Origin of the sequence: Bacillus cereus group sp. N11 (assembly GCF_016483605.1) — a bacterium.
GTDB lineage: Bacteria > Bacillota > Bacilli > Bacillales > Bacillaceae_G > Bacillus_A > Bacillus_A toyonensis.
In genome coordinates, this window is record NZ_JAEHBN010000006.1 from 1 (window position 1) to 16,872 (window position 16,872).

The following is a 16,872-nucleotide window of genomic DNA, read 5'->3' on the forward strand; positions in this document are numbered from 1 at the left end:
CGTGTTACTCACCCGTCCGCCGCTAACTTCTTGAGAGCAAGCTCTCAATCCATTCGCTCGACTTGCATGTATTAGGCACGCCGCCAGCGTTCATCCTGAGCCAGGATCAAACTCTCCAATAAAGTTAGTTTGTCTAGCATCTAAAAATAAAAATTGACGTTTCACGTTGTTTGTTTCGTTCAGTTTTCAAAGTTCAATATCGCGTTTCAGCGACTTTTATAATATATCATAGTATATTATTTTCGTCAACAAGTTTTTCAAGATAACTTGTATCCCTCATTTGCTGACTCTGCCTATTATATATAGTTTCTTATTGCTATGCAAGTATTATTATAAAAAAATAAAGAGAAGGGAGAATCCCCTCTCTTATTCTTCAGAAGAAACCTCTTCACTAGTTTCTTCTTCTTCATCCTTTTGCGCTTTTGCTACTGTTGCTACCTCTTGCTCATCCTCTAATCGAATTAGACGAACACCTTGTGTATTACGTCCCATTTGAGAGATTTGATCAACCGGCATACGAATAATAACACCCGCGGCTGTAATTAACATAATGTCTTCTTCACCTGTTACAGATTTAACTGCTACTAATTTACCGTTCTTATCTGTAATGTTACAAGTTTTCAGACCTTTACCACCACGACTTTGTAGTCGATACTCTTCAACTGGAGTACGCTTACCGTACCCGTTTTTCGTTACAATTAAAACATTCGTATCTTCTTCAACAATTTCCATACCTACTACTTGGTCCTCTTCGCCTAGTGTAATAGCTTTTACACCAGCTGCATTACGGCCCATAGAACGCACATCTTGTTCATTGAAGCGAATTAACATACCGTTGCTTGTCCCTACGATAATATCTTTATCGCCAGAGGTTAAACGTACAGAAATCACTTCATCTTCTTCACGAAGCGAAATTGCAATTAAACCGTTCGTACGTATATTTGCAAATGATGAAAGTGGCGTTCTCTTAGAAATACCTTGTTTCGTTGTAAAGAATAGGAACTGGTCATCACCAAACTCACGAATTGGAATAATGGCATTGATCCACTCACCCTTATCTACCCCTAATAGGTTAATAATCGGTAGCCCTTTCGCAGTACGACTATACTCTGGAATTTCATATCCTTTCGTACGGTATACTTTACCCTTGTTTGTAAAGAATAAAATATGATCATGGGTGGACGTTGTTAATAAATGTTCAACAAAGTCATCATCATTCGTACCCATTCCTTGTACACCACGTCCCCCACGGTTCTGTGTTTTGTACGTAGAAGCTGGCAACCTCTTAATATAACCGTTATGAGTTAACGTAATCGCAATGTTTTGCTCAGGAATTAAATCTTCATCTTCAATAAATTCCATACCGCCAATTGTAATTTCTGTTCGTCTCTTATCATTGAAACGTTCTTTTACTTCTGTTAATTCTTCACGAATAATCTCAAGAACTTTCTCTTCATCTGCTAAAATCGCTTTTAATTCAGCAATTAACTGCATTAAGTCTTGATACTCTTGCTCGATTTTTTCACGTTCTAATCCAGTTAAGCGTTGCAGACGCATGTCTAAAATCGCTTGCGCTTGTTTCTCACTTAAACCGAAACGTTCCATTAAGCCCTGCTTTGCAATATCTGCCGTTTTTGAACTACGAATTAACGTAATAACTTCATCAAGATGATCTAAAGCAATTCGTAATCCTTCTAAAATATGAGCACGTGCCTCTGCTTTTTCTAATTCATAAGCAGTACGTCTACGGATTACTACCTTCTGGTGCTCCAAATAATGATATAAGTTTTGTTTTAAATTTAGTACTTGAGGCTCTCCATTTACAAGAGATAACATATTAATACCAAAACTTGTTTGAAGCGCTGTATGTTTATATAAATTATTTAATAGTACATTAGCATTAGCATCACGACGTACTTCCATAACGATACGCATACCATTACGATCTGATTCATCACGTAAATCTGTAATGCCTTCAATTTTCTTATCGCGAACTAATTCTGCAATTTTTTCAATTAATCGTGCCTTATTAACTTGATAAGGTAGTTCCGTTACGATAATAGATTGTTTACCGTTTGACTTCTCTTCAATTTCAACCTTAGCACGAAGCATAATAGAACCGCGACCTGTTTCGTAAGCTCTTCGAATTCCACTTCGCCCTAAAATTAAACCTGCCGTCGGAAAGTCTGGCCCAGGAATATATTCCATCAATTCCGCGATAGTAATATCAGGGTTATGACTTAATGCCAGCACACCATCAATTACTTCGCCAAGCTGATGCGGCGGGATATTTGTTGCCATACCAACAGCAATACCTGTCGTACCGTTTACTAATAAATTAGGGAAACGCGCTGGTAATACAATCGGCTCTCTTTCCGAACCATCGTAGTTATCTTGATAATCAATTGTATTTTTTGAAATATCACGTATTAATTCCATAGAAATCTTAGACATTCTTGCCTCTGTATAACGCATTGCCGCTGCTGAATCTCCATCTACAGAACCGAAGTTACCATGCCCATCAACAAGCATATAACGTTGACTGAAATCTTGCGCCATACGTACCATCGTTTCATAAACAGCTGAATCACCGTGGGGGTGATACTTACCAATTACTTCACCAACAATACGTGCTGATTTCTTATACGCTTTATCAGCTGTAATTCCTAAATCATTCATCGCATATAAAACCCTACGATGCACAGGTTTTAATCCATCACGAACATCTGGTAATGCACGAGATACGATAACACTCATTGCGTAATCTAAAAATGAGGTACGCATTTCATGACTAATATTAATTTCTCGAATTCGTGCTTGTTGTTGATTGTCTGACATCAACGAGCACCTCCTCTTACATTTCCGTTACACATACATTGATTTATATGTAGAAGACAGGAATACTTAGATTCCTGTCATTACTCATTTAAATATCAAGGTTTTTCACGTATTTTGCATTCTCTTGGATAAAGTTACGACGTGGTTCCACTTTATCACCCATTAAAATTTCAAACGTTTCGTCTGCTTCTATTGCATCTTGAAGAGAAACTTGAAGTAACGAACGTACTTCTGGATCCATTGTCGTCTCCCATAGCTGAGTTGGATTCATTTCTCCAAGACCTTTATAACGTTGGATTCCTGGTTTCGGCTGGGCTGGTAGCTCAGCTAATATCTTTTCAAGTTCTTTATCGTTATAAGCATATTGAATTTTTTTACCTTGTTGTACTTTAAACAAAGGTGGCTGCGCAATATATATATAGCCACACTCAATGATTTGACGCATATAACGATAGAAGAACGTTAATAATAGGGTACGAATATGCGCACCATCAACATCGGCATCGGTCATAATAATAACTTTATGATAGCGTGCTTTTTCAATATCGAAGTCTCCACCGATATTTGTACCGATCGCCGTAATAATTGTACGAACTTCATCATTTGATAAAATTTTATCTAAGCGTGCTTTTTCAACATTAATAATTTTACCCTTCAGCGGTAAAATCGCTTGGAAATGACGATCGCGTCCTTGTTTTGCAGATCCACCCGCAGAGTCACCCTCTACGATATAAATTTCACTAATTGCTGGATCTTTAGAAGAACAGTCTGCCAATTTCCCTGGTAAACTTGAAACTTCTAAAGCACTCTTTCGGCGAGTTAGCTCACGAGCCTTTTTAGCTGCTACACGCGCACGCGCTGCCATCGTTCCTTTATCTACAACTTTACGTGCAACATTGGGATTTTCCAGTAAGAACTTTTCAAAAGCCTCTGAGAATACTGACTCCGTAATCGTTCTCGCTTCACTATTTCCAAGTTTCGTCTTCGTTTGCCCTTCGAATTGTGGATTTGGATGTTTAATTGACACGATTGCTGTTAAACCTTCACGAACATCTTCACCAGTTAAATTACTATCCGCATCTTTTAAAATGTTATTTTTACGGCCATAATCGTTAATCACACGTGTTAGGGCAGTTTTAAATCCTACCTCATGTGTACCACCTTCATACGTATGAATATTATTTGTAAATGAGTAAATATGATTTGTATATCCTTCGTTATATTGAAGCGCAACTTCAACTTGAATACCATCTTTTGAACCCTCTACATATACAGGCTCTTCATGAATTGGTTGTTTTGAACGATTTAAATGTTCAACATATGATTTAATTCCACCTTCATAGTGGAACTCTTTCTTTTGTTTATGTTCACGTTTATCTTCAATTGTTAATTTAATATTACGATTTAAAAACGCCAACTCACGCATACGAGTCGCTAGCGTATCAAATTCATATTCTGTCGTCTCTTTAAAAATTTCTGGATCCGGTTTAAAGCGAGTTATTGTTCCAGTTTTATCTGTATCACCGATGACTTTTAAATCTGCAACCGGAATACCTCTTTCGTATTTTTGGTAATGAATTTTACCGTCACGATGTACAAATACTTCTAGTTCTGTTGACAAGGCATTTACAACAGATGCACCAACACCATGCAAACCACCAGAAACCTTATAACCGCCACCGCCAAATTTACCACCAGCGTGGAGGACAGTCATAATAACCTCAACTGCAGGACGTCCCATTTTTTCTTGTATACCAACTGGGATACCACGGCCATTATCCGTTACAAGAATACTATTATCTTCTTCAATACTAACGTTAATTTCATCGCAATATCCTGCTAATGCTTCATCGATACTATTATCAACAATTTCCCATACAAGGTGGTGAAGTCCTTTCCCACTCGTAGATCCAATATACATACCTGGACGTTTCCGAACTGCCTCTAGTCCTTCAAGTACCTGTATCTGACTTTCATCATATGCATTTTCTTGCATTTGTTTTTGTTCCATTGACACAAAGATCACCTACTTTTCCATTTAAACAGGGGTTTATGCCCTATCTATTTCACAATCTACCGTGCCGTTCGTTACATGAATTGTTTTCGCGTCTTTCAATGTTTCGTGTTCAATTCCGTCGACACTCGTCGTTGTAACAAATGTTTGCACCTTTCCTTGAATTGTATTTAACAGATGTGATTGACGATAATCGTCTAATTCTGATAAAACATCATCCAGCAAAAGGATTGGATATTCTTTAACCTCTGAATAAATCAATTCAATTTCAGCTAATTTTAGGGATAGTGCAGTCGTTCGTTGTTGTCCTTGCGAACCAAAGACTTGAACATTTTTACTATTAACGAAGAATTGTAAATCATCACGATGAGGACCAATTAAAGTCGTACCACGGAAAATTTCACGTTGTTTCACAGATTGAAAACTTTCATAGTATACTTCTTTTATTTTCGACAAATCCATTGATTCTGATACATCTACACTCGGTTTATAAATAATTTCTAATTCTTCTAATCCACGGCTTATACCACGATGAATTGGGGCTGCCCATTCTTGCAGTAAATGTAAAAAATCAAAACGTTTTTGCAATATTTTTGCACCGTGTTCAATCAGTTGCAGTGTAAATACATCCAACATCGTTTCCTCATTTTTACTATTCCCTTGCATTTTTTTTAGCAAGTGGTTTCGTTGCGTGAGCACTTTTTGATATTGACTTAATTCATACAAATAAACAGGAGCTATTTGTCCTAATTCCATATCTAAAAAGCGTCTTCTTACTTGAGGGCTTCCTTTTACAAGATTTAAATCTTCTGGGGCAAACATGACAACATTCATTTCGCCAATATATTGACTCAACTTTTGTTGTTCAAGTTGATTTAATTTTGCCTTTTTACCTTTTTTCGAAATATTTAATTCTAAAGACAAAGAATTATTTCTCTTTTGTAATTTCCCTTTAATTTGACCAAAATCTTCATCCCAACGGATAAGCTCGCGGTCATTGGAGGTTCTATGAGATTTCGCCATCGCTAACACATAAATAGCTTCCATCAAATTTGTTTTCCCTTGCGCATTTTCACCGATAATTACATTCACTTTATCTTCAAAGGAAAGCTCTAATTTTTCATAATTGCGATAGTTTTTTAATTGTATTTCTGAAATAAACAAAGGGCTCCCCCTTTATGCCTGAACTTGGAAAGTTCCGCTACCCGGAATTTCAATAATATCGTTCGCATATAACTTGCGACCTCTTCTGTTTTCAAGTTCTTGATTCACGTACACTTCATATTCTTGTAAAAACCATTTTACAGCGCCACCTGTATCGATTACATCAGCTAACTTTAAAAATTGTCCTAGTGTAATATACTCTGTTGAAATTTTAATACGTTTCATAAAATCGCTCACTTTCTCAAAGTGTTCATTCTTTCATTGTACTAAATAAACTAGCATTAGGAAAGTAATACCCCAAAATCAAATAAGGGCTACTAGCATCTTTAAACTAGCAACCCTTATTTTCTATCTAGTAAGTACGAACTGGTAAAATTAATTGAGTAATTGAATCATCATTTACTGTACGAATTAAGAATGGTCTCATTGCCCCAGTAAAGCTAATCTTAATCTCTGTACTATCTAAAGCTTTTAATGCATCCATCATATATTTTGCACTAAAAGATATTTTTAATTCTTCCCCATCTACGTTTTCACATTGAACTTCTTCCACTACTTTTCCGATTTCCGGAGAATTAGAAGAGATTTCTAACATTTTTTGTTCTAACGTTGATAATTTTACAACATTATTTCGGCCGTCTCTTGCTAATAGTGAAGCACGATCAATAGCCTGTAGAAATTCTTTTGTATTCACAAAAATATCCGTCTTACTCTCTGCTGGAATTAGACGTGTTGTATCAGGATAATTTCCTTCTAACAATCTTGAGAAGAATAATAAATGTTTTGTACGGAATAATACTTGATACTCCGTAATAACGATATCTACCATTTCTTCCGACTCATCTAAAATTTTACTTAATTCATTTAGGCTCTTACCTGGAATTACAACATTTGCTTGAAACTCATCTGCAATATTATATCCTTCGATCTTTGCTTTTCGAAGTGCTAGTCTGTGACTATCTGTTGCAATACAAATTAATTCGCTGTTATATACCTTCCAGTTTACACCTGTCAAGATCGGTCTTGTTTCCGAAGTAGAAACTGCAAATACAGTTTGTCTAATCATATGTTTAAGTAAGTCTGTTGGAATCTTAAAAACATGATGTTCTTCAATCTGTGGTAATAATGGATATTCAGCAGAATCTAAACCATTTAAGTTGAACTCTGATTTTCCAGATTTTATTTTTGTCATAAAATGATTTTCTACAGAAATTTCGACAGTGTCTTTAGGTAATTTTTTTACGATCTCACTAAAATATTTTGCTTGTAAAACAATACTTCCTGATTGTCCGATTTCTACAATCTCTTTTCCGTCCTCTTCGACTGGAATAAACGATTCAATAGAGATGTTTGCATCGCTTCCTGTTAATGTAACCCCTTCTTCAGTAGCGACAACTTTAATTCCTGTAAGAATTGGAATTGTTGTACGAGAAGAAACAGCCTTCATTACATCCTGTACACTTCTTACAAGATAGTCTTTTTGTATTGTAAAACGCATAAAGAAAAACCTCCGGTAAGTATAAGATTTTATTTAATTAATAAAGATAAAAAAATAGTAGTAATAGTAATAGGGCTTGTGGATATGTGGATAACTCAGTTGAAAGATGTAAAAACAGTCTATCTACATGTGGATAGACTGTGCGTAAAACAAGGAGAGTTATTCACACTATTCAGCTACTACTTTAAAATATCATTAATTTCTTCGACTTGTTTTTGCAATTGCGTATCCGTTTTTAGTAGCTTAGAAATTTTTTCATGGGCATGGATAACGGTTGTATGGTCACGTCCACCAAATTCTTCACCTATTTTAGGTAAAGAGGAATCTGTAAGTTCGCGTGATAAATACATTGCAATTTGACGAGGAAACGCAACTGATTTTGTACGCTTTTTCGCTTTAAAATCTTCTAATTTTACTTGGTAAACGCCCCCGACAGCTTTTTGGATATCATAAATAGAAATAATTTTTGGTTTAGAATTTGGAATAATATCTTTAAGTGCTTCAGCTGCTAAATCAGCATTAATATCTTTGTTAATTAAAGATGAATAAGCTACAACTCGGATGAGCGCACCTTCTAATTCACGAATGTTTGAATCGATTTGATTTGCGATATACAGCATAACCTCGTTTGGTATATCAAGTCCTTCAGCTTTTGCTTTTTTACGTAAAATCGCAATTCGCGTCTCTAAATCTGGTGGCGTAATGTCCGTAATGAGTCCCCATTCAAAGCGAGAACGAAGACGATCTTCTAAAGTTGGAATTTCTTTTGGTGGCCGATCACTTGAAATTACAATTTGTTTGCTTTCTTCGTGTAATGCATTAAATGTATGGAAAAACTCTTCTTGAGTTTGTTCTTTTCCAGCAAGAAATTGAATATCATCTATCAATAAAACATCTACATTGCGATATTTATTACGAAAATCGACTGCTTTATTATCACGAATAGAGTTAATGAATTCATTTGTAAATTTTTCGGATGATAAATATACAACTTTCGCGTTTGGATTGTGTTCAATTACATAATGACCGATCGCATGCATTAAATGCGTCTTTCCAAGCCCAACGCCCCCGTAAATAAAGAGAGGATTATATGCTTTAGCTGGAGCCTCGGCTACAGCTAATGAAGCAGCATGGGCAAAACGGTTACCAGAGCCAATAACAAATGTATCAAATGTATATTTTGGATTTAGCATGCTCTGTGGTAAATGAGTAGAATCATCTTGTGCTCGATTTTTTTTAATAGGAGGAAGATCGATATCCTCTTCAGCTTGACTTTGGGGAATAATAAAGCGAATAGCCAATTTTGCCCCTGTTAAATCATAAAGTGTTTCCGAAATGAGTTCTGAGTAATGAGATTCTAGCCAATCACGAGCAAATTCATTTGGAGCTGTAATCGTTAATACGTCTTTCTTTAAGTTATGTGCTGTTGTTGACTTCAACCACGTTTCATAACTAGGTTTACTGACCTTTTTTTCAAGTTCTTTTAAGGCACTATTCCATAAATCAGAGATGTTTTCCAAAGGTGTCCCTCCTTTACTAAGATGGTAAAAGAATAAGGTTGCGCAACAAATGTACAACCCAATAAATAGTAAATGTATATTTATACGAAACGTCTTTTAAAACCTAAAAACGTCGTTTGTATATGAAATAGGGTTTTCGACAAAAAAAGCAAATGTGGACAACTATTTACCCACATGTGATTAAAACTGTCCACATGTTATACACAAATTGTGGATAAAATAAACATGTGGGAAACTTATTCAAAGTGAAAACACAACTATAATATCAAAAAAAAGTAGCTATAGCAATGAAATTAAGAAAGTTATCCACAAAATCAATACCTTGTGGAATAAACTTGTCCACAATACGATATACTGTGTAAAAGTAAGAAAAAAGTTTGTGGATATAAAAAACAGAAAAAAACATTTATCCACAAGGAAATATAAGAACTGTGAAAAAGAATGTGAACAGGTTCAAAATGAATATTTGATGAAAATTTCGAGAACCATTGACATTTTCCTAGTTGATTAACTATAATTTATAAGACTGTCTTTAACAGATATTCCTCAGGGAGGTGTCATATAATGAAAAGAACTTACCAACCAAATAAACGTAAGCGCAGCAAAGTACATGGTTTCCGCAGCCGTATGAGCACAGCGAACGGACGTAAAGTGCTAGCAGCTCGTCGTCGTAAAGGAAGAAAAGTATTATCTGCGTAGACCACTGATCGTTCAGTGGTCTTTTTTTCTAATAATAGTGAATTTCCGCTGATGAAATACAGGAGTGTCAATTGATATGAAGAAAAAAAATCGTATAAAGAAGAATGATGAATTCCAGGAGGTTTTTCAAAAAGGAAAATCAAATGCGAACCGTCAGTTTGTTGTATACCAACTAAATAAAGAAGAACAGCCAAATTTTCGCATCGGCCTTTCTGTTAGCAAGAAGATAGGAAACGCAGTAGTTCGTAATCGAATTAAGCGTATGATCCGTCAGTCCATTACAGAATTGAAAGATGAGATAGATTCTGGAAAAGATTTTGTTATAATAGCAAGGAAGCCTTGTGCAGAGATGACATATGAAGAAGTAAAGAAAAGCTTAATTCATGTCTTTAAACGCTCTGGTATGAAAAGAATAAAAAAGTAGCGTAAGGAAATGAATTACACTATATACATACCGAAACAAGGAGGAGCAGGCTTTGAAAAAGAAAATAGGTTTACTGGCCATGGTTATTACATTAATGGCAATTGCTACCGGCTGTAGTGAAACGGGTCAGCCAATTACATCGAAGAGCACTGGGATTTGGAATGAATATTTCGTATACCCGCTTTCTCAGTTAATCACGTATTTTGCGACATGGCTTGGTGATAATTACGGTTTAGCGATCGTTATTACGACCCTTATTATTCGTTTTACATTATTACCATTAATGATTAAGCAAACGAAGAGTACGAAAGCTATGCAGGCGTTACAACCAGAAATGGTAAAGTTAAAAGAGAAATATAGCTCGAAAGACCAAGCAACACAGCAAAAATTACAACAAGAAATGATGCAGTTATATCAAAAAAATGGTGTAAATCCATTAGCCGGTTGTTTACCAATATTTGTTCAGATGCCTATTTTATTCGCATTTTATCATGCGATTATGAGAACATCAGAAATTAGTAAACATACATTTTTATGGTTCGATTTAGGACAGGCAGACCCTTACTATATCTTACCGGTTGTTGCAGCGATTACGACATTTATTCAGCAAAAGCTTGCAATGGCAGGAACTGCTGGTCAAAATCCACAAATGGCAATGATGATTTGGCTTATGCCGATTATGATTTTAATCTTTGCAATTAACTTCCCAGCGGCATTATCACTTTACTGGGTTGTTGGTAATATCTTTGGTATCGCTCAAATGTACTTTATCAAAGGGCCAGAAATTAAGGCTAGTAAGGCTGGAGGATCAGGTAAGTGAGTGTAATTACTGCTAAAGGACAAACAGTCGAGCTGGCAGTAGAAGATGCTTTAAGGCAATTAAACACTTCAAAAGATCAAGTTGATATAAATATTATCGATGAGGGTAAAAGGGGATTCCTAGGCTTATTTGGGAATCGTCCTGCAGTAGTAGAAGTTGTATTGAAGAAAGAGCCCATTCAAGAATGTGAAGAGTATTTAAAAAATGTTATTCGCAACATGGGTGTGGAAGTCGAGATTAGTAAAATTGTAAAGGGACGCGAAGTTGAATTTACAATTTCTGGTGATGATGTAGGTGTTTTAATTGGAAAAAGAGGTAATACGTTGAACTCTTTACAGTATTTGACAAAACTTGTCGCGAATCGCCATACGAAACAGTATATTGGTATCACACTAGATGCTGAAAATTATCGTAGTAAAAGAAAAAGTACGTTAGAATCGCTTTCTTATCGATTAGCAAAACAAGTGTCTAAAACGAAAAAAAGAGTTGTTTTAGAGCCGATGCCATCTTTTGAACGAAAAATTATCCATCAAGCATTATCTAATCATCAAGATATCAATACAACTTCTGAAGGAAATGAACCACATCGGCATGTTGTAATATCTTCCAAATGACCGGTTACTCAAATGAGTGCCGGTTTTTTTGAGGGGAAAACAGATGTGGATAACTAAAAACACTAAACTTATCCACTGTGAATAAGTTTAGTGTTTTTTACATGAGGACATAATAAAATGAGTTATTATTCTTTTGTAGATAGGTTCGTTATGGTATTCTAATAATTTAGTGAAGAAAATAATCGTGTTGAAATAGAGATAAATAAGCAAGTGAGGTGAAAGGACATGGAATTTGATACAATTGCTGCGATTTCCACAGCGCTTGGAGAGGGCGCAATTGCCATTGTTCGAGTAAGTGGGGATGATGCGGTTGAAAAAGTTAATCGTATTTTTAAAGGGAAGGACTTAACAGAGGTTCCTTCTCACACAATTCATTATGGCCATATTGTTGATTTAGATACAAATCAAGTTATTGAAGAAGTTATGGTGTCTATTATGCGTGCGCCAAGAACTTTTACACGCGAAAATATAGTAGAAATTAACTGCCACGGTGGACTTGTTTCGGTAAATAAAGTATTGCAGCTTATTTTAGCGCAAGGAGTACGATTAGCAGAGCCTGGTGAATTTACAAAACGTGCTTTTTTAAATGGTCGTATTGATTTATCACAAGCAGAAGCTGTCATGGACTTAATCCGTGCAAAAACAGATCGTGCAATGAACGTAGCGATTAATCAAATGGAGGGGCGATTATCTAAATTAATTGGCCGCCTGCGTCAGGATATATTAGAAACGCTAGCTCATGTTGAGGTAAACATAGATTACCCAGAATATGATGATGTAGAAGAGATGACACATAATATTTTAATTGAGAAAGCGACACATGTTCGTGCTGAAATTGCAAAAATATTAGAAACATCGAAGCAAGGGAAGATTTTACGTGAAGGTATTGCTACTGCAATCATCGGTAGACCTAACGTTGGGAAGTCATCGCTATTAAATAGTCTCGTTCAAGAGAAAAAGGCAATTGTAACTGATATTGCAGGAACAACTCGTGATGTTATTGAAGAGTACGTTAATGTGCGTGGTGTACCACTTAAACTTATAGACACAGCCGGGATTCGTGAAACGGAAGATGTTGTTGAACGAATTGGTGTAGAGCGTTCGAAAGAAATGATGAGCCAAGCTGATTTAGTGTTAGTTGTCGTTAATTATAGCGAAGCTTTAACGAATGAGGATGAAGAGCTATTCCGTGCCGTACAAGGAAAAGATTTCATTGTTATTGTAAATAAGACAGATTTACCGCAAGTAATTGATATGGAACGTGTTACAGAATTGGCAGCGGGAAATCGTGTTATTACGACGTCGTTAATTGAGGAACAAGGAATAGATGAGCTTGAAAAGGCGATAGCGGACTTATTCTTTGAAGGAGCAATTGATTCTGCTGATGTGACATATGTTTCTAACGCGAGACATATTGGATTATTAACACAAGCAGGAAAAACAATTGGAGATGCAATTGAGGCGATAGAAAATGGTGTTCCAATTGATATGGTGCAAATTGATTTAACAAGAACGTGGGAAATACTTGGTGAAATTACTGGTGATACCGTCCATGAAAGCTTAATTGACCAGTTGTTCTCTCAATTTTGTTTAGGAAAATAATATAGTGATGCTTTAGAAAGATAGAGATTATTAGGAGGAATAAACAATGGGATACAATGCCGGTTCATACGATGTCATAGTAATCGGTGCAGGTCATGCAGGATGCGAAGCTGGTCTTGCGGCAGCACGAATGGGCTCCAAAACATTAATGTTAACAATTAATTTAGATATGGTAGCGTTTATGCCATGTAACCCTTCTGTTGGTGGACCAGCAAAAGGGATTGTTGTTCGTGAAATTGATGCATTAGGCGGAGAAATGGGACGCAATATTGATAAAACGTATATTCAAATGCGTATGTTAAATACAGGTAAAGGACCAGCTGTACGCGCACTTCGAGCACAAGCAGATAAGTTCTCTTACCAACATGAATTAAAGAAAACAATTGAAGAAACACCAAATTTAACGTTGTTCCAAGGAATGGTAGAGCGTTTAATTGTTGAAGATGGCGAATGTAAAGGGGTAATTACGCAAGCTGGTGCTGAATATACAGCGAAAACAGTCGTAATTACGACTGGAACGTTTTTACGCGGTGAGATTATTATGGGAGATTTAAAATATTCGAGCGGTCCGAATAATCAACAACCATCTATTACTTTATCAGAACATTTAGAGGAACTTGGATTTGATCTTGTTAGATTTAAAACAGGTACACCTCCGCGTGTAAATAGTAATACAATCGATTACAGCAAAACAGAAATTCAGCCAGGTGATGATAAACCACGAGCTTTCTCTTTTGAAACGACAAAATTTATTATGGATCAAATTCCATGTTGGTTGACGTATACAAGTACGGAAACACATCGTTTAATAGATGAAAACCTGCATCGCTCAGCTATGTATTCTGGTATGATTAAGGGAACAGGACCTAGATATTGTCCTTCAATTGAAGACAAAGTAGTAAGGTTTAATGATAAACCACGTCATCAAATTTTCTTAGAGCCAGAAGGACGTAATACACAAGAAGTGTATGTACAAGGTTTATCAACAAGCTTACCAGAAGATGTGCAGCGTGATATGCTTAGAACAATCCCTGGTCTAGAAAACGTTGAAATGATGCGTACAGGTTATGCGATTGAATATGATGCGATTGTGCCAACACAACTATGGCCAACACTTGAAACGAAAAAAATTAAAAATTTATATACAGCAGGACAGATTAACGGAACTTCTGGTTACGAAGAGGCGGCAGGACAAGGGCTTATGGCTGGGATTAATGCAGCATGTCGTTCTTTAGGTGAAAAAGAAGTTATTTTAGGTCGCGAGGATGCTTATATTGGTGTCTTAATTGATGATCTTGTAACGAAAGGTACAAATGAACCATATCGTTTATTAACGTCTCGTGCAGAATATCGTCTATTATTACGCCATGATAATGCTGATCTTCGTTTAACTGAAGTTGGTCGTGAAATTGGATTAATTAAAGAAGAGCGCTATGAGCGATTTACAAATAAAAAATTACAAATTGAACAGGAAAAGGAACGTTTAAGCAGCATCATTATTAAGCCACGTCCTGAAGTTCAAGAATTAATTCGTAGCATTGGTGGAAGTGAATTGAAAGATGGAATACGTGCAAGTGACTTATTACGTCGTCCAGAGATGACATATGAGCATATTCATCTTTTAGTACCAAGTGAAGTAGAACTAAGTGATGAAGTGACAGAACAAGTTGAAATCCAGATTAAGTACGAAGGATATATTGAAAAATCTTTACAGCAAGTAGAGCGTATGAAGAAAATGGAAAATAAAAAAATACCTGTGGATATTGATTATGATGCAATTTCTAGCCTTGCTTCAGAAGCTAGACAGAAATTGAAAGATGTTCGTCCACTTTCAATGGGGCAAGCTTCACGTATTTCTGGTGTAAATCCAGCGGATATTTCCATTTTACTTGTGTATATTGAACAAGGAAAAATTGCGCGCGTATCGAACCAATAAATAGTAAGGAGATATTGTTAGATGAACATAGAACAATTTCAATCTATGCTAGAAGAGAAGGGGATCACTCTCTCTTCTAGACAGTTAGAGCAGTTCGAAATCTACTTCGAAACATTAGTAGAGTGGAATGAAAAAATGAATTTAACGGCTATTACGGAGAAAGAAGAAGTATATTTAAAACACTTTTTTGATTCGATTACAGCTGCTTTTTATTATGATTTTTCAAAACCATTCTCAATTTGTGATGTTGGTGCAGGAGCTGGATTCCCAAGTATTCCTTTAAAAATCTGTTTCCCGCATTTAAAAGTGACAATTGTAGACTCATTGCAAAAACGCATTAATTTCTTAAATCATTTAGCACAAAAGTTGGAATTAAGTGACGTTGCGTTTTGTCATGATCGTGCTGAAACATTTGGGAAAAAAGAAGGTGTACGTGAATCGTACGATATTGTAATGGCACGTGCAGTTGCGCGTCTTTCTGTATTAAGCGAGCTATGTTTACCACTTGTAAAAGTTGGAGGAACATTCATTGCTATGAAAGGTGCCGCGGCAAACGAAGAAATTGAAAATGGCAAGTATGCTTTAGAGGTGCTAGGCGGGGATCTAAAAGAAATGTCTACGTTCCAATTACCGTTTGAAGAAAGTGAACGTAATATTTTATTAATCGAGAAAAAGCGCAAGACACCAAAGAAATATCCACGCAAACCGGGAACACCCAATAAATTACCTATTGAAAAATAAATCTTATTAGACGTAAGATTAAATTATATAAATGAAAACGTAAATGTTTCATAGGAAACATTTTATGTAGAATAGTCAATAGGCCTAAAAGGTGGTGGAATATGTATGAAAAATACGTTTTCTCGTTTATTTGGCTTTGGAGATAAAGAGAGCGAATTCGAATTACAAGACGAAAGCCATGAAGAAATAGATAAAAAGGTATATGAAGAAATACAAGAAATTCCGATCGTAAATATTACTCCTAATCGTTATCAACCACGAACGGTTTTTGACGATGCACGTATCGACGAGTTGGCATTAACGATTCGTACACACGGGCTCATTCAGCCGATTGTTGTGAGGCAGTATGAGGATGATAAGTACGAGATTATTGCTGGAGAAAGACGTTTTCGCGCAGCAACGAAGTTAGGCTGGGAAAAGGTCCCTGCGATCATAAAGAACTTAAATGATACAGAGACAGCTTCTGTAGCGTTAATTGAAAATTTGCAACGTGAGGAATTAACAGCAATCGAGGAAGCTGTCGCATATCAAAAGCTGATTGAGTTACATAATTTAACGCAAGAAGCATTGGCACAACGACTTGGAAAAGGACAATCTACAATCGCAAATAAGTTGCGATTGTTAAAGTTGCCTGAAGAAATAAAAAGTGCATTGTTAGAAAAAAGTATTACAGAACGTCATGCTCGTGCTCTCATTCCTTTAAAAAATAAGGAATTACAACTGAAAGTTTTACAAGAAATTGTGGAAAAACAACTCAATGTAAAACAAACAGAGGAACGAATCGCGAAATTACTAGAAGAAGTAAAACCGAAGCGCAAGGCGAAGCAAAAAGCAGTAAGCCGAGACGCGAGAATTGCTATGAATACAATTAGGCAATCATTACAAATGGTGGCTGACAGTGGTTTAAATGTTAATTCTGAGGAAGAAGAATTTGATGAGTACTATCAAATTACGATTAAAGTTCCGAAGAAAAAATAATAATGATGTGTTAGAGACCTTATC

Annotated in this window: 14 protein-coding genes and 1 rRNA gene; 8 read left to right on the forward strand and 7 right to left on the reverse strand. The window is 36.0% G+C overall.

The features are described 5' to 3' along the window. From JDS98_RS11365 to dnaA, 7 genes are all read right to left on the reverse strand, one after another. A 16S ribosomal RNA gene (locus JDS98_RS11365) occupies nt 1-122 on the reverse strand; the annotation flags it as partial. A 244-nt stretch (nt 123-366) separates the two neighbouring features. Next, nucleotides 367-2,838 (reverse strand): DNA gyrase subunit A, encoded by a 2,472-nt coding sequence (gene gyrA, locus JDS98_RS11370; protein ID WP_097958138.1) that lies wholly within the window; start codon nt 2,836-2,838, stop codon nt 367-369. 88 nt (nt 2,839-2,926) lie between these two features. Next, nucleotides 2,927-4,849, reverse strand: a complete 1,923-nt coding sequence (gene gyrB / locus JDS98_RS11375) for a DNA topoisomerase (ATP-hydrolyzing) subunit B (RefSeq protein ID WP_000435980.1) — start codon at nt 4,847-4,849, stop codon at nt 2,927-2,929. A gap of 39 nt (nt 4,850-4,888) precedes the next feature. After that, nucleotides 4,889-6,016 (reverse strand): DNA replication/repair protein RecF, encoded by a 1,128-nt coding sequence (gene recF, locus JDS98_RS11380; RefSeq protein WP_087969756.1) that lies wholly within the window; start codon nt 6,014-6,016, stop codon nt 4,889-4,891. Nucleotides 6,017-6,028: 12 nt separating this feature from the next. Beyond that, nucleotides 6,029-6,241 carry a S4 domain-containing protein YaaA gene (yaaA, locus tag JDS98_RS11385; protein WP_000821369.1) on the reverse strand — a complete coding sequence of 71 codons (213 nt, stop codon included), beginning with the start codon at nt 6,239-6,241 and terminating at the stop codon, nt 6,029-6,031. Between the two features lie 127 nt (nt 6,242-6,368). After that, nucleotides 6,369-7,514: a DNA polymerase III subunit beta gene (dnaN, locus tag JDS98_RS11390; protein ID WP_001212898.1), complete on the reverse strand. Its 1,146-nt coding sequence runs from the start codon at nt 7,512-7,514 to the stop codon at nt 6,369-6,371. Between the two features lie 179 nt (nt 7,515-7,693). Continuing rightward, entirely contained in the window at nt 7,694-9,034 is a 1,341-nt protein-coding gene (dnaA, locus tag JDS98_RS11395; RefSeq protein WP_000428014.1) for a chromosomal replication initiator protein DnaA, read from the reverse strand. A 564-nt stretch (nt 9,035-9,598) separates the two neighbouring features. On the opposite strand from dnaA, the gene rpmH reads away from it, so the two are divergent. The 8 genes from rpmH to noc all read left to right on the forward strand — a co-directional run bounded on the left by rpmH (nt 9,599) and on the right by noc (nt 16,848). Further along, nucleotides 9,599-9,733: a 50S ribosomal protein L34 gene (gene rpmH, locus JDS98_RS11400; protein ID WP_000831901.1), complete on the forward strand. Its 135-nt coding sequence runs from the start codon at nt 9,599-9,601 to the stop codon at nt 9,731-9,733. 76 nt (nt 9,734-9,809) lie between these two features. Next, nucleotides 9,810-10,157 carry a ribonuclease P protein component gene (rnpA, locus tag JDS98_RS11405; RefSeq protein ID WP_000728892.1) on the forward strand — a complete coding sequence of 116 codons (348 nt, stop codon included), beginning with the start codon at nt 9,810-9,812 and terminating at the stop codon, nt 10,155-10,157. 52 nt (nt 10,158-10,209) lie between these two features. Further along, complete coding sequence (spoIIIJ, locus tag JDS98_RS11410) at nt 10,210-10,977, forward strand: YidC family membrane integrase SpoIIIJ (protein ID WP_199633895.1); 768 nt, start codon at nt 10,210-10,212, stop codon at nt 10,975-10,977. Further along, nucleotides 10,974-11,591, forward strand: a complete 618-nt coding sequence (gene jag, locus JDS98_RS11415; protein WP_087969755.1) for an RNA-binding cell elongation regulator Jag/EloR — start codon at nt 10,974-10,976, stop codon at nt 11,589-11,591. Before spoIIIJ ends, jag begins: the two co-directional genes overlap by 4 nt. A gap of 225 nt (nt 11,592-11,816) precedes the next feature. After that, nucleotides 11,817-13,193, forward strand: coding sequence for a tRNA uridine-5-carboxymethylaminomethyl(34) synthesis GTPase MnmE (gene mnmE / locus JDS98_RS11420; protein WP_085450915.1), 1,377 nt, complete (start codon nt 11,817-11,819; stop codon nt 13,191-13,193). A 46-nt stretch (nt 13,194-13,239) separates the two neighbouring features. After that, the gene (gene mnmG / locus JDS98_RS11425) at nt 13,240-15,129 is read left to right on the forward strand and encodes a tRNA uridine-5-carboxymethylaminomethyl(34) synthesis enzyme MnmG (RefSeq protein WP_085450916.1); all 1,890 of its coding nucleotides are present in this window, start codon (nt 13,240-13,242) and stop codon (nt 15,127-15,129) included. A 21-nt stretch (nt 15,130-15,150) separates the two neighbouring features. Then, entirely contained in the window at nt 15,151-15,870 is a 720-nt protein-coding gene (rsmG, locus tag JDS98_RS11430; protein ID WP_001019622.1) for a 16S rRNA (guanine(527)-N(7))-methyltransferase RsmG, read from the forward strand. A gap of 105 nt (nt 15,871-15,975) precedes the next feature. Beyond that, nucleotides 15,976-16,848 carry a nucleoid occlusion protein gene (gene noc / locus JDS98_RS11435; protein WP_000799021.1) on the forward strand — a complete coding sequence of 291 codons (873 nt, stop codon included), beginning with the start codon at nt 15,976-15,978 and terminating at the stop codon, nt 16,846-16,848. Nucleotides 16,849-16,872: the final 24 nt, after the last annotated feature.